The sequence below is a fragment of the Streptomyces niveiscabiei genome, from assembly GCF_033794345.1.
GTDB classification, from domain to species: Bacteria; Actinomycetota; Actinomycetes; order Streptomycetales; family Streptomycetaceae; genus Streptomyces; species Streptomyces niveiscabiei.
The window spans coordinates 52689-65838 of sequence record NZ_JARAYJ010000043.1; the positions used below are offsets into that span (position 1 = coordinate 52689).

13 protein-coding genes and 1 pseudogene are annotated in these 13150 nt (G+C 69.2%); 7 read left to right on the plus strand and 7 right to left on the minus strand.

Features of this window, described 5'->3' with window-relative positions:
• Positions 1–9: 9 nt before the first annotated feature.
• Entirely contained in the window at positions 10–660 is a 651-nt protein-coding gene (locus PV682_RS37675; protein ID WP_055723778.1) for a hypothetical protein, read from the plus strand.
• A 6-nt stretch (positions 661–666) separates the two neighbouring features.
• On the opposite strand, the gene PV682_RS37680 is transcribed toward PV682_RS37675, so the two are convergent.
• Positions 667–957 (minus strand): hypothetical protein, encoded by a 291-nt coding sequence (locus PV682_RS37680; RefSeq protein WP_319736293.1) that lies wholly within the window; start codon positions 955–957, stop codon positions 667–669.
• 123 nt (positions 958–1080) lie between these two features.
• A complete protein-coding gene (locus tag PV682_RS37685) occupies positions 1081–2886 on the minus strand; it encodes a bifunctional metallophosphatase/5'-nucleotidase (RefSeq protein ID WP_319736296.1) in 1806 nt (601 codons plus the stop codon).
• Between the two features lie 195 nt (positions 2887–3081).
• On the opposite strand from PV682_RS37685, the gene PV682_RS37690 reads away from it, so the two are divergent.
• Positions 3082–3531, plus strand: coding sequence for a Uma2 family endonuclease (locus PV682_RS37690; protein ID WP_319736298.1), 450 nt, complete (start codon positions 3082–3084; stop codon positions 3529–3531).
• An 11-nt stretch (positions 3532–3542) separates the two neighbouring features.
• Here the strand turns inward: PV682_RS37690 and PV682_RS37695 are convergent, their stop codons facing one another.
• Positions 3543–4460, minus strand: coding sequence for a diacylglycerol kinase family protein (locus tag PV682_RS37695; RefSeq protein WP_319736300.1), 918 nt, complete (start codon positions 4458–4460; stop codon positions 3543–3545).
• A gap of 219 nt (positions 4461–4679) precedes the next feature.
• On the opposite strand from PV682_RS37695, the gene PV682_RS37700 reads away from it, so the two are divergent.
• Together PV682_RS37700 and PV682_RS37705 are read left to right on the plus strand one after the other, a co-directional pair.
• Positions 4680–5963 (plus strand): adenylosuccinate synthase, encoded by a 1284-nt coding sequence (locus PV682_RS37700; RefSeq protein ID WP_055718521.1) that lies wholly within the window; start codon positions 4680–4682, stop codon positions 5961–5963.
• A 328-nt stretch (positions 5964–6291) separates the two neighbouring features.
• Positions 6292–7800: an APC family permease gene (locus PV682_RS37705; RefSeq protein WP_319736304.1), complete on the plus strand. Its 1509-nt coding sequence runs from the start codon at positions 6292–6294 to the stop codon at positions 7798–7800.
• 16 nt (positions 7801–7816) lie between these two features.
• Here the strand turns inward: PV682_RS37705 and PV682_RS37710 are convergent, their stop codons facing one another.
• Positions 7817–8332 (minus strand): GbsR/MarR family transcriptional regulator, encoded by a 516-nt coding sequence (locus PV682_RS37710; RefSeq protein WP_319736305.1) that lies wholly within the window; start codon positions 8330–8332, stop codon positions 7817–7819.
• A gap of 100 nt (positions 8333–8432) precedes the next feature.
• Between PV682_RS37710 and PV682_RS37715 the strand changes: the two genes are divergently transcribed.
• Genes PV682_RS37715 through PV682_RS37725 form a run of 3 tightly spaced genes read left to right on the plus strand, consistent with a single transcriptional unit; the run spans position 8433 to position 11205 of the window.
• A complete protein-coding gene (locus tag PV682_RS37715) occupies positions 8433–9362 on the plus strand; it encodes an ABC transporter ATP-binding protein (RefSeq protein ID WP_319736306.1) in 930 nt (309 codons plus the stop codon).
• Entirely contained in the window at positions 9359–10927 is a 1569-nt protein-coding gene (locus PV682_RS37720; protein ID WP_319736307.1) for an ABC transporter permease, read from the plus strand. The genes PV682_RS37715 and PV682_RS37720 overlap by 4 nt, the downstream gene beginning before the upstream one ends.
• Before the next feature lie 56 nt (positions 10928–10983).
• Complete coding sequence (locus tag PV682_RS37725) at positions 10984–11205, plus strand: hypothetical protein (protein ID WP_319736308.1); 222 nt, start codon at positions 10984–10986, stop codon at positions 11203–11205.
• Here PV682_RS37725 and PV682_RS37730 read toward each other — a convergent pair.
• The 3 genes and pseudogenes from PV682_RS37730 to PV682_RS37740 form a co-directional block, all read right to left on the minus strand.
• Positions 11202–12404: a cytochrome P450 gene (locus PV682_RS37730; RefSeq protein ID WP_319736309.1), complete on the minus strand. Its 1203-nt coding sequence runs from the start codon at positions 12402–12404 to the stop codon at positions 11202–11204. The two genes, PV682_RS37725 and PV682_RS37730, sit on opposite strands and share 4 nt — an antisense overlap.
• A gap of 118 nt (positions 12405–12522) precedes the next feature.
• A complete protein-coding gene (locus PV682_RS37735) occupies positions 12523–13008 on the minus strand; it encodes a hypothetical protein (RefSeq protein ID WP_319736310.1) in 486 nt (161 codons plus the stop codon).
• Between the two features lie 47 nt (positions 13009–13055).
• Positions 13056–13150, minus strand: a pseudogene (locus PV682_RS37740) (DUF397 domain-containing protein); the annotation flags it as partial.

The window sequence follows — 13150 nt, forward strand, 5'->3', positions numbered from 1 at the left end:
AGTACTTCTTTGGCCTGTGACCTGTGGCTGGTACCGCTCGTGGACGTGTTGTGCCACACCCCCGACAACCCGTTCGCGGACGAACTCGCGCAGTACAACAACGTGCTCGCCGAGAGCGGGCTCCCGCCGGTGCCGGTGTACCAGTACATGCCGGGCCTGTCCGGAGAGGTCGCGCCGGTGGCGGGGTTCGACTACGACGCGCTGCATTTCCTGCGGCGCGTCTACCTGTTGCAGGTGTGCGGTCTCCCGGTGACGCCGGTCGGTGAACTCGGCGGGGACTACGAGCAGTTGCTGGAGATGTTCGAGGGGACCGCGCAGCAGTCGCACCTGGTGTGGCACTACGACCACGCGGGCGCGTACGTGCCGGTGGACTTCCCGGCGCCGCTGTCCAACGACGAACTCCTCGCCGGGGGCGGCCCGTTGGGCTCCTCGCAGGCGCTGCTGCGGGAGCTGGAGTACGTCGCCCCCGCGATCGGCATCGATCCGGCCAACCCGCCGGCGCCGCCGCAACCCCCGTCCGCGCCGACGGAGTTGGAGGAGCCCGCCGGACCGGCGCCGTACGATCCCAGCCCTTTCGCCCGCGAGCGGCACGTGTGGCTGGGGCTGCACGCGGCGGCGACGCGGAGCCTGGCGCAGGGGTCGATGATCGTGTTCAGTTGAGCGGGGTCACGTGAGCTGGGAGAGGCCCCTCGCGAGGTCCTCCCGGTTCATGACGGGGGTCACGTCGATCTCGGCGCCGAAGTCGAGGAAGAAGGACTCGCCGATCTTCGGCATCTCGGAGCTGTCCTGGATGTCGAGGACGAGGTAGGCCGTGCGGCGGCCGTGGTCGAGGGTGAAGTAGGCGGCCTCCGGGTCGAGTTGACCGAGCGCCTCCTCCATCAGCTGGGGCATCTTGCCGGTGCGGATCGCCTCGTTGGCCCGTTCGGTGTCGAGTGACGCCTTGAGAAGTACACGCATGACACTCACCTTCTCGGTCAGAAGTATTATATGCCCGAAAAGGTTTATTTGTGAGGTCGAGAGGGCACGGGGAGCCGCCCGTCCGGACGGCCCCCTACCTGAGAGGTAGCTCTCCGGTACGGCTCAGAACACCGGCGTCCCGCCCTGCGTCAGCTTCCAGTTGACGTCCGCGAAGTCCGCCGGGTCCAGCGTCTTCTTCGTGGTCACATAGTCGATCATCAGCTGCCGGATCTCGTTCGTGGAGCTGTACGCGATCTCGGCGGCGGCGATATGCGGGTACCCGGAACCGCCGTTCGCCCGGTAGTTGTTGACCGCGACGACGAACACCTGGTCGTCGGCGACCGGCTTCCCCGCGTACGAGAGGTTCTTGATCCGGGACCCCTCCGGCTGCGCGATGTCGATCTCGTAGTCCACGCCGGCCGCCGTGTCGTACATGTAGTCCCAGAAGCTGTTGGCGTTGGTGAGGGCAGCGGTGTCCACCTTCGTCCCGCTCGGCACCTGGTGGTAGTACTTCGCCGCGTACTCCAGGTAGTCCTTGAGCTGTGCGCCGGTGAGCTTCTTCCCGTACAGGGTGTTGTCGTAGATGTAGAGCCCGGCGATGTCCTTGATGGTGACCGAGCCCTGCGGAATGTCGGCGGTGCGGCTGAAAGGCGCGGCGACGGAAATCAGCGGGAGCGCGGCATCCGCGGCGGAAAGTCCCGCTTTCACGCTGTCGATCTGGACCTGGTGGATGAAGTCCATGATCGGGACGTCCTTCCAGCAGGAATCGGCGGCCGAGAGGTCGGCGGTGCAGGTTCCCACCGCGGTGTTGACGTACTTCACGACCAATTCGTGGTCCGCTTCGAGGAGTTTCCTGATCTCCGGGTCCTCCTCGACGTTCTTCGGGTCGAGCGTGGTGGCGGTCTTCTTCGCGACCTTCCACTGTCCGCGCACCAACTCGACCTCGAAGTCGAAGACGCTGAGCCGGTATCCCCAGCAATAGGGTTCCGAGAGGAGGACGTCCTCGCCGGTCTCCTCGTTCTTCACGGTGTACGACGGCACCTCGACGTGCGTGTGGCCGACGAGGATCGCGTCGATGCCGGGCACCTGCTGGGCGACCAGGTTGGAGGCGTTCTCCACGTACGGCAGCTCGTCGCCGTACGACGACGAGCCGTCCAGACCGGAGTGGTCGGTCAGGAAGACGACGTCGCAGCCGAGGGCGCGCAGCCGGGGCACGAATTTCTTCGCCTGCTCCACCAGGCCGGGGAACACCATTTTCCCGCTGACGTTGTCCTTGTCCCACAGGGCGATTCCGGGATTCGTCAGACCGAGAATGCCGACCTTGATGTCCGGGGCGCCGGGGACGCGGATGCGCTTCACCGCGTACGGCTGGAAAGCGGGCTTGAGGGTCTTCGCGTCGAGCGCGTTCGCGCCGAGCAGCGGGAAACGGCACTGCTTCTCGAACTTGCGCAGGGTGTCGATTCCGTAGTTGAACTCGTGGTTGCCGAGCGCGGCGGCGTCGTACCGCATGTGGTTCATCGCGACGGCCATCGGGTGCTTCGGGCCGCCCTTCTCGGTGATCGGCGCGACACGGGCGAAATAATAGGCGAGCGATGTTCCCTGGATGATGTCACCCGCGTCGACGAGGAGAACTCTCTCCTCGCCTTTCGCTTTCCGCTGCTCCTTGATGAGGGTGGCCACCCGGGCCACCCCTACGGAATTTCCCTTGCTGTCGCTGTACGCGGCATCCTTGTAGTAGTCCCAGTCGAATACGTGGCTGTGCAGGTCCGTCGTGCCGAGAATCGAGAACGACCATTTCTTCGTCCGGCACTTCTCGGGCTGCGCCGCCTGCGCGGCCGGTGCGCCCACCGCGCTCGCGGCGGCGACCGCGGCACCGGTGACGGCCGACTTCTGCATGAACTGACGTCGGTTCCAAGGGGACTTGGACATGAGGGGGCTCCTGGAGCGCGCGAGGGGGTACGGGTATGACTACCCGCGTAGATGCTTGCGGCCCTTGAGTTCGAGGCGGAACCAGGAGATGGCCATGGGCGGGTCAAGGATGGGATACGGGGGCGTAATTGGCCGGATACTCTGAGTGGTGACTGGTCTGTGTGGGCAGGGCGGGAGGGGCGCATCGTGGTGCCGATGACAGTGCGAGCGACGACGAGCGACATCGAGCCGCACGACTTCGAGGCGTTCCTGACGACCCTCGACGGGTTGGACGTACCCGGCTACCGGGCCGAGATCGTCCAGGGGAGCATCACCTTGTCGCCGTGGCCGAAGGGGTATTACGTCAAGATCGCGCAGACCATCTGCGAACAGTTGGAACCGCATCTCCCCGAGAGCCATCTCCTCACCACGTCCCCGGCCCTGTACGTCTTCCCGGGAGACCGGCGCGCGTACGGCCCCGACGTCCACGCGACCGGAGTGCCGGTGTACCTCCTTCTCGACATGCCGGAGGAGGAGGCCACCGTCTTCTGGATGCCCTGGCCCAAGGGGTACCAGTCGCGCTGTACGAAGCCCTTCGGGGAGAAACTCCACATCCCCGCCCCCTTCGACTGCGAACTCGACACCGCAGGCTTCCGCCGTACCTGAGTCGTCCCCCGCTACGCCCCAGGTACGACCACCCCCAGCGCCCCCTCCCGCACCCGCCACGTCCGCGTCCGCACCGGCCCCGCCACCCCCGCGTCGGCGCCGTACAGGAAGTCGCCCCCCGACACGGTCACCACGCCCCCCTGTGCGACCAGCGGCGACGCCTCCGCCCCCACGGACACGGGCCGCACCTCGACCAGCGCCGCGCCCGAGGCGCCCGGGGTCACGGAGACCGCCTCCAGCGGCTGGTCGAGGCCGACGAGGACCTTGCCGTCGACCTCGACGCGCAGCCGGAAGGGCCCGGGCGGCGAGGGGGCGGGACCCTCCCGGTGGGGGACCAGGGCCCGTACCAGGGAGCTACAGGTACGACGCCAGCGCCGGGCACCGGAGAGGCCGTCCGGGGCCGCCGTAGTACCCGTAGACCCCGTCGTACCCCGGCCCCACGGCCCCTGCCCTACTCCCGGCGTACCACCACCCCCCTCCCCCGGCGGGATCCGCAGGACCCCCAGCACCACCCCGTCGCTCTCGTCCACCAGCACGTCCACCCGCCGCTCCACCCCGTCGAGCACGGCCCGCGCCGCGGCGACGGTGTCGGTCGGCACCCCGAGGGCCCGCGCGACGGCCACCGCACCCCCCACCGGTACGACGGACAGTACACACGCGTCCAGCTCCCGGCGCCGGTGCAGCAGGGACACCGCGCGCACGAGAGCCAGGTCGTCCCCTACCACCACAGGTCTACGGGCCCCCCTGCGCACCAGCGCGCGGGCGAATTCCTCATGATCGTCGGGAAGGCAGACCTTCGTCGCCGCCCCGGCGCTCAGGACATCTTTCACGATGCGCACGGATTCACCGTCGGTCTTCCGGGCTACCGGGTCGATGACCACCAGCAGTTGATCGGACGCCGCGAAATCGGAAGTCGCGAAAGTCGCCACCTCGGTCCTGCCTCGCTTCCTCGGGTAGCATCTTTGTGCAAGAGCCCCTTGCGCTATTGCGCCAGGGGCTTCGTCTATTCCGGGGCATCCGGGTCCGACGGGTACGGCCGTACGACGGCTGCCGGCGGCCGCAGTGCGGTCGTCGGGGTACGAGGCACAGGGCCGTGCCGCGTACGCCCCTGACCTTGGGTCTGCCCCGCCCGGAAGGGGTGTACGCGCGTGCCCGCACTTGTGCTGCTCGGTGCTCAGTGGGGTGACGAAGGCAAGGGAAAGGCGACGGACCTGCTCGGCGGCTCCGTCGACTACGTGGTCCGTTACCAGGGTGGTAACAACGCCGGCCACACGGTGGTCGTGGGCGATCAGAAGTACGCCCTGCACCTCCTCCCTTCCGGAATCCTCTCCCCCGGCTGTACGCCGGTCATCGGCAACGGCGTCGTCGTCGACCCGTCGGTCCTGCTCTCCGAGCTGAGCGGTCTGAACGAGCGCGGCGTCGACACGTCCAAGCTCCTGATCAGCGGCAACGCTCACATCATCACGCCGTACAACGTCACCGTCGACAAGGTGACGGAACGCTTCCTCGGCAAGCGGAAGATCGGTACGACCGGTCGCGGCATCGGCCCGACGTACGCGGACAAGATCAACCGCGTGGGCATCCGGGTGCAGGACCTGTACGACGAGTCGATCCTGACCCAGAAGGTCGAGGCGGCGCTCGACGTCAAGAACCAGATCCTCACCAAGTTGTACAACCGGAGAGCTATCTCGGTAGCTCAGGTGGTTGAGGAACTTCTGGCGTACGCCGACAAGCTGGCGCCGTACGTCGCCGACACGGTCCTGGTGCTGAACCAGGCCCTTGAGGACGACAAGGTGGTCCTCTTCGAGGGCGGCCAGGGCACGCTGCTGGACATCGACCACGGCACGTACCCCTTCGTCACCTCGTCCAACCCGACCGCGGGCGGCGCCTGCACCGGTGCCGGTGTCGGGCCGACGAAGATCAGCCGGGTCATCGGCATCCTCAAGGCTTACACCACCCGGGTGGGTGCCGGTCCGTTCCCGACCGAGCTGTTCGACGCGGACGGCGAGGCGCTGCGCCGCATCGGCGGCGAGCGGGGCGTGACCACCGGCCGCGACCGGCGCTGCGGCTGGTTCGACGCGGTGATCGCGCGGTACGCGACGCGCGTCAACGGCCTCACCGACTTCTTCCTCACCAAGCTCGACGTCCTCACCGGCTGGGAGCAGATCCCGGTCTGCGTCGCGTACGAGATCGACGGCAAGCGCGTCGAGGAACTCCCCTACTCCCAGTCCGACTTCCACCACGCGAAGCCCATCTACGAGACCCTGCCCGGCTGGTCGGAGGACATCACGAAGGCCAAGACCTTCGCCGACCTCCCGAAGAACGCGCAGGCGTACGTGAAGGCGCTGGAGGACATGTCCGGCGCCCCGATCTCCGCGATCGGCGTGGGCCCGGGCCGGGACGAGACGATCGAGATCAACTCGTTCATCTGACACGGCAGTTCGACACGAGGCCGGCTCTCCCCTCACGGAGGGCCGGCCTCGGCGTACGCCGCACGCCGTTCGGTGCCGGAAGCGTTCTCTGCGGGGTGCACCGCCTCAACGGCCGTACGGACGTGCAGGTTCCGCTGCTCGACGGCCGGGCGCGTGCCCAACGGCTCCTGGAACGGGCCGAGTTCCTGGAGCGGCGGATGCCCGTCTAAAGGTCTGGTTGACGCACATTTAACGTCGCACGCCTCTTGCCCGACTCATTCGGACTACAGCATTCTCCTCCGAGAGCCGAAACAGCGGACACAGCTACCGGCAGGGAGAGGGGCACCCCATGGCAGTGGACGAGGGAGTCGCACCGGCGACGGGGACGGGCGGTTCGGAGCGGGTCCACCGGCTGAAACCCAATGCCGTGGGGTTGTTGGGCGTGGTGTTCATGGCCGTCGCGACGGCCGCGCCGATCACCGCGATGACGGGGAACGTGCCGTTCATCGTGTCGTCCGGCAACGGCGTCGGCGCCCCCGCGAGCTACCTCGTCGCAATGGTCGTACTGGGAATCTTTTCCGTCGGATTCACGGCGATGGCGCGGCACATCACGTCGACGGGCGCGTTCTACGGGTTCATCTCGTACGGCCTCGGCCGGACCGTCGGCCTCGCCTCGGGCCTCCTCGCGACGTTCGCGTACGTCGTGTTCGAGCCGGCGCTGATCGGCATCTTCTCCTCGTTCGCGACGTCGACTCTCAAGGACCAGACGGGAGTTCACGTCCCGTGGTGGGCGTTCGCGGTGCTGATGCTGGCGGTCAACGCGATGGGGACCTGGTTCGGGGTGTCCGTCGCGGAGAAGCTGCTCGTCGTGCTGCTGGCGACCGAGGTGACCGTCCTCGCCGCGATGGCCGTCTCCGTCCTGCTGCACGGCGGCGGCCCCGACGGCCTCTCGCTCGACCCCGTGAACCCGGTGAACGCCTTCCAGGGCACCTCGGCCGGGCTCGGCCTCTTCTTCGCGTTCTGGTCGTGGGTCGGCTTCGAGTCGACGGCGATGTACGGGGAGGAGTCCCGCGACCCGAAGCGGATCATCCCGAAGGCAACGATGGTGAGCGTGCTGGGAGTTGGCGTCTTCTACGTCTTCGTCTCGTGGATGGCGATCAGCGGCGTCGGCGAGGGCGACGCGGTGAGGATCGCGACCGCCGATCCGCTCGCCCTGTTCTTCGACCCCACCGAGCGGTACGTCGGCCACTGGGCCGTCGTCGTCATGCAGTGGCTGATGATCACCGGCTCGCTGGCCTGCGGTATGGCCTTCCACAACTGCGCGGCGCGCTACGTGTACGCCCTCAGCCGCGAGGGTGTAGTCCCCTACCTCCAGAGGACTACGGGCCGTACCCACCCCCGGCACGGCTCCCCGCACATCGCCGGCCTCGTCCAGACCGCCGTCTCCGCCGCCCTCATCGGCGCGTTCTGGCTGGCCGGGAAGGACCCGTACACCGGTACGTACGTCCTGCTCGCGATCCTCGGCACGATGGCGATCCTCGTCGTGCAGGCGGTCTGCTCGTTCGCCGTCCTCGTCTACTTCCGCTCCCACCACCCCGAGAGCCGGCACTGGTTCCGGACGTTCACCGCGCCGGTCGTCGGGGGCGTGGCGATGCTCGCGGTCGTCGTACTCCTGGTGTCCAACATGGGGGTGGCGGCGGGGCCGGAGTCGGACTCGCTGCTGCTGAGGGCGACGCCGTGGCTGGTGGCGTGCGTCGCGCTCGGGGGCATCGGTTACGCGCAGTTCCTGAAGCGGCGCTCGCCCGAGCGGTACGCGCTGCTGGGCCGGACGGTGCTGGAGGAGACGAAGGAACGCTGACCGCTGGCGACCGGTCTCAGTAACCCGCCGCCACCTCCGAGGCGTTGCCGAACCTCTCGTCCCGGTGGATCCGCCACCGCTCCATCATGTCCGCGACCTCCCCGTCGACGAACTCGAAGAACGCCAGCGTCTCGGCCAACCGGCGCCCCGCCGGGGTGGTTTCGCCGAGGCTGTCCACCCCCTCCCGCAGCGACACCTCCCACCTGCGGATGACGGACTCGCGGTTGGTGAGCGCCTCGTACCACTGGTTGCTGTGCACCCGGTACCGCTCCCGCCGCGAGCCGGGCTCCCGCTCGCGCGTGACCATGTGCTGCTGGGCGAGGTTGCGCACCCCGCCGGACACCGCGGCCGGGCTGACCTGGAGCTGCTCGCCGAGTTCGGCGGCGGTGAGGACGCCCGCGTCGGAGGAGAGGAGCGCGGCGAAGATCCGGGCCGGCATGCGCTGCATCCCGGCCTCGAGGAGCTGGGCCGCGAAGGACTCGACGAACCTGGAGACGGCGGCCGGGTCACGCTCACCTGCTGATTCATCCATGTTCCCACCCTATCGGGGCTTCTGCGGTTTCCGAGACTTCGGATGTTTCCGAGATTTCGCTAACTTCACAAATTTCTGAAAGAAGCGTACGTTCTGAAGCATGACGACGGCAATCACCGCGACCGCGCCCGGCCCCGCCATCGAGGTCTCCGGCCTGCACAAGTCCTTCGGACGCACCCACGCCCTGGACGGCCTCCACCTCAGGGTGGAGACCGGCGAGGTGCACGGCTTCCTGGGCCCGAACGGCGCCGGCAAGTCCACCGCCATCCGCGTCCTGCTCGGCCTGCTGCGCGCCGACTCCGGCACCGCCCGCATCCTCGGCCACGACCCGTGGCAGGACGCGGTGGAGGTCCACCGCCGTATCGCGTACGTCCCCGGCGACGTCACCCTGTGGCGCAACCTCTCCGGCGGCGAGGTCATCGACCTGTACGGGCGGCTGCGCGGCGGACGCCTCGACCCGAGCCGCCGCGCCGACCTGATCGACCGCTTCGAACTCGACCCGACGAAGAAGGGCCGCACCTACTCCAAGGGCAACCGGCAGAAGGTCGCCCTGGTCGCCGCGTTCGCCTCGGACGTGGACCTGCTCATCCTCGACGAACCGACCTCGGGGCTCGACCCCCTGATGGAGGAGGTGTTCCGCGACTGCGTGCGCGAGGAGCGCGGACGCGGCCGGACGGTGCTGCTCTCCTCCCACATCCTCAGCGAGGTCGAGGAGTTGTGCGACCGCGTGAGCATCATCCGGCAGGGCCGGACCGTGGAGAGCGGTTCCCTCGCCGAACTGCGCCACCTCACCCGCACCAGCATCAGGGCCGAACTCGCCGCCCCGCCCGCCGGGTTGGCGGCCCTGCCCGGCGTCCACGACCTCGACGTCCAGGGCACCCGGGTCCGCCTCCAGGTCGAGACCGGCGAACTCGACGCCGTACTCAGGTTGTTGAACGAGTCCGGCGTGCGCTCGCTGACCTCGACCCCGCCCACGCTGGAGGAGCTGTTCCTGCGCCACTACCAGCAGCAGGAGGCGGGTGTCCGATGACAACTCTCGCCGGAACCAGGACACTTCTGCGGTTCGCGCTCCGCCGCGACCGGCTGCTGATCCCGCTCTGGGTGGCCGTCAACGCCCTGGTCGTCCTGTCGATGCCGAACACGCTGAAGAACCTGTACGCCACGCAGGCCGAACGCGACCATCTGCTGGTCCAGTTGGAGACGAACTCCTCCTTCCGGTCGCTGATCGGCCCGCTCTTCGGCGACTCCCTCGGCGCCCTCACGGCCTGGCGCGTCGGTGTCTTCGCGGGCGCCCTCGCGGCCACCGCCGCTCTCCTGGTCGTCGTCCGTCACACCCGCGAGGAGGAGGAGACCGGCAGGCAGGAGCTCGTCTCGGCCGGGGCGGTGGGCCGGCGGGCCTCGCTCACGGCGGCTCTGCTGGCGTCGGCCGTCGCGAGCGGCGCGCTCGGACTGCTCGTGACGGCCGGGCTCGCCGGGCAGGGCGCATCGGGTGCGCTGGCGTTCGGGCTCGGCCTCGCGGGCGTCGGGATGGTGTTCGCGACGCTCACCGCCGTCGTCGCGCAGCTGACGGAAAGCGCCCGTCTGGCACGGGGGTTGGCCGCTGCCGCGATCGGTCTCGCGTACGTGCTGCGGGCGGCCGGGGACTCGGCCACTGCTGACGGTTCGTCACTTCTGACCTGGGCCTCGCCGTTGGGCTGGCTGGAGAATCTGCGGCCGTTCGCCGGTGAACGCTGGTGGGTGCTGGGGCTGTTCGCGGTGGCCGCGACCGTCCAGGGTGTGCTCGCGTACGTGCTGGCGGGGCGGCGCGACGTGGGTATGAGCTTCCTGCCGACGCGCCCCGGGCCCGCCGTCGGCGGCCTCGGCACCGCCCTGGCCCTGGCCTGGCGGCTGCACCGCGGGAGCCTCTTCGGGTGGGGGCTCGGGTTCTTCCTCACCGGGGTGGTGTTCGGCGGTCTCACCGACGGAGTCGCCGATCTCGTCGGGGACAACGAGCGGACGCGGGAGATCTTCGAGCGGATGGGCGGGCAGTCCGGCCTCACCGACGCCTTCCTCGCGTCGATGACCGGACTCGTGGGGCTCGTCGCCGCGCTGTACGTCGTCGCCTCGGTGCTGCGGCTGCACGGTGAAGAGACGTCCGGGCGGGCCGAGTCGGTGCTCGCGAACGCCGTGGGCCGGGTGCGGTGGGCCGCCGGTCATCTGCTGATCGCCTTCGGCGGGTCCGCCGTCCTCATGCTGCTCGCGGGGCTGGGATTCGGCGCCGGGTACGGGCAGCGGCTCGGGCCGATCCTGGGGGCGTGCCTGGTGCAGCTCGCCGGCGTGTGGGTGATCGGCGGGCTCGCCGTACTGCTGGTCGGGGCAACTCCCCGGCTCGCGATGGCGAGTTGGGGTGTCGCCGGGGCCGCACTGCTCATCGGGTGGGTGGGACCGGCCCTCGACGTTCCCCAACTGGTGCTGGATCTCTCCCCGTTCGGACACCTGCCCAAGTTGCCGGGCGGTACGACGAGTTGGGGGCCGGTGGGGATACTGCTGGCGCTGGCCGGGGTGTTGACGGCCGGAGGGCTCGCGGGACTGCGCCGCCGTGATCTGGTGACCTGACTGCGGACCGCCCTTCTGCCGGGAACTCGTGGCGAGTTGTGCGCGTCCTGGTTCCCATGACGGGCAACGGGCGGGACGCTGCGGGGTGTCTGCTGGCGGTCGGTGGAGCGGGAGCCGGGCTGGCGCTGTGGTCGGTCGGCGCCCGTGGCCGGTTCCACCGGTTCGAGGCGATGTCCGACTGGAGCGTCGTGTACGCCGAACTCCCGCTGGCCGTCCTGGGTGGGACGGCCGCCGGACTCCTGTTGTGGGCAACGCTGTTGAGGCGAAGGAGGCGCTAGACCTCGACGTCCAGCCCCTCCAGCCCCCTGATGACGAAGTTGGGTTTGCGGCGGGGCTCGCGCACCCGGCTCAGGGCCGGTGCCTTCTCCAGCAGGGCCGTCAGGGACGCCGCCAGCTCGATGCGGGCCAGGGGCGCGCCGATGCAGTAGTGGATGCCGGCGCTGAAGGAGATGTGCGGGTTGTCCGTACGGCGCAGGTCGAGGCGCTCGGGGTGGTCGAACACGGCCGGGTCGTGGTTCGCGGAACCGAAGAGGAGCGCGACCTCGGCGCCTCGCGGGACGGTGACGCCGTCGATCTCGATGTCGTCCAGCACCCAGCGCTCGAAGAGCTGGAGCGGGGTGTCGTAGCGCATCAACTCCTCGACCGTGCCCGGGATCAGGGAGTGATCCGCTCTCAACTCGGCCAGTTGGTCAGGGTTGTCGAAGAGGGCGTTCCAGCCGTTCACCGTGGCGTTGACGGTCGCCTCGTGGCCGGCGTTGAGGAGCAGGACGGCGGTGGAGATCATCTCCTGCTCGGTGAGGCGGTCGCCCTCGTCGTGGGCGGCGATGAGGCCCGACATCAGGTCGTCGCCGGGCGAGTTGCGCCGCTCGGCGATCAACTCCCGCAGGTAGTCGGAGAATTCGACGGAGGCGCGGACGGCCTCCGCGGCCGTCTCCTCGGACGGGTTCAGCTCGTACATCCCGCAGATGGCCGCCGACCAGGGGCGCAGCGGCGCGCGGTCGGCCTCGGGAATGCCCAGCATCTCGGCGATGACGGCGACGGGGAGCGGTTCGGCGATGTCGGCGAGGAGGTCTCCGCCACCGCGCTCGACGAGCCGGTCGACCAACTCCCCCGCCAGCTTGGTGACATACGGCTTGAGCTGCTCAACCGTACGCGGGGTGAAGGCTTTTGAGACGAGCCGGCGGATGCGGGTGTGGTCCGGCGGTTCGAGGTCCAGCATGCCGTGGTCGTTGAGCGTGTGGAACGGCTCGTGCTCGGCGGGCGGCGGGGTCCGGCCGAAGTCCTCGTGCTCGTACCGGTGCAGGTAGGTACGTCCGAGCCGCCGGTCCCGCAGCAGCGCCGAGACGTCCGCGTGGTGCGGTACGAGCCACTGGTCCGTGCGCTCGTAGTGGATCACGCGCCCCCGCTCACGCAGGTCGGCATACGCGGGGTACGGGTCGGCGAGGAACGCCGGGTCCCAGGGGTCGAAGGCTGCCATGCCCGGACGCTAGCCCGGAAAACGGGCTCTGACCAGGGGCTCTTCCGTACGTGGTCATCATTTTCCGCGCGTCGGTGCTGGACGGGCCGAGGCCGTATGCGCGGACGTCGCATACGGTTCACCTCATCTGAGGTGCAGGGCACGGGAGTTCGGGACGCGAACGGTTCGGCGAACAGGCGACCAGGGCGAGGTGGAGATAGGCCGGGCGCTCCAGATAGAAACCGAGGGCGATGTCGCTTCCGGCTCTCAGCCGTACGAGGGTTGAGGCGGTCAGGGTGGTGAGGTGGGCCGGGGTGCGGTCCCGTTCGGCGGTGAACCGGGGTGCGTAGGCGTGGAGTTGGCCGGTGAGCCATGCGGCGGCCTGGTCCGGGTCGGTCCAGGTGCCTTGGATCAGGGAGGGGGGTTTGAGGAGCCAGTGGGCGGGTTCGATGGGCGGGAGGTCGGAGGTGGGGAACTCTGCGGCGACTTCGCGGTAGCGGTGGAGGAGGCGTTCTCCGGCGGGGTCGGTGGGGGGTGGGGGTGGCTGGGGGTGCGGGGGCCGTCGGAGGGCCTCGTTGTCGAAGCGGGCTTTGGGGCCGGTCCACAAGTAGGCGTGGTGGTGCATGAGTTGGTCCCGTCGACGGGGCCCGGGAGGTCCGGGCCCCGTTCAGGTCAGACGCGGATGCCGAAGCGGGCCGGGTCGATGCCGGCGGCGTCGAGTTCGGCGGTGGTGAAGCGCAGGGGCTGGGCGTCGGGGCGCTTGCTGT

What these genes read in the sequence shown, in the direction of transcription:
- PV682_RS37680 (WP_319736293.1), bottom strand. Translation starts at nt 957, where the DNA reads ATGCGTGTACTTCTCAAGGCGTCACTCGACACCGAACGGGCCAACGAG.
- PV682_RS37685 (WP_319736296.1), bottom strand. Translation starts at nt 2,886, where the DNA reads ATGTCCAAGTCCCCTTGGAACCGACGTCAGTTCATGCAGAAGTCGGCC.
- PV682_RS37690 (WP_319736298.1), top strand. Translation starts at nt 3,082, where the DNA reads ATGACAGTGCGAGCGACGACGAGCGACATCGAGCCGCACGACTTCGAG.
- PV682_RS37705 (WP_319736304.1), top strand. Translation starts at nt 6,292, where the DNA reads ATGGCAGTGGACGAGGGAGTCGCACCGGCGACGGGGACGGGCGGTTCG.
- PV682_RS37710 (WP_319736305.1), bottom strand. Translation starts at nt 8,332, where the DNA reads ATGGATGAATCAGCAGGTGAGCGTGACCCGGCCGCCGTCTCCAGGTTC.
- PV682_RS37715 (WP_319736306.1), top strand. Translation starts at nt 8,433, where the DNA reads ATGACGACGGCAATCACCGCGACCGCGCCCGGCCCCGCCATCGAGGTC.
- PV682_RS37720 (WP_319736307.1), top strand. Translation starts at nt 9,359, where the DNA reads ATGACAACTCTCGCCGGAACCAGGACACTTCTGCGGTTCGCGCTCCGC.
- PV682_RS37725 (WP_319736308.1), top strand. Translation starts at nt 10,984, where the DNA reads ATGACGGGCAACGGGCGGGACGCTGCGGGGTGTCTGCTGGCGGTCGGT.
- PV682_RS37730 (WP_319736309.1), bottom strand. Translation starts at nt 12,404, where the DNA reads ATGGCAGCCTTCGACCCCTGGGACCCGGCGTTCCTCGCCGACCCGTAC.
- PV682_RS37735 (WP_319736310.1), bottom strand. Translation starts at nt 13,008, where the DNA reads ATGCACCACCACGCCTACTTGTGGACCGGCCCCAAAGCCCGCTTCGAC.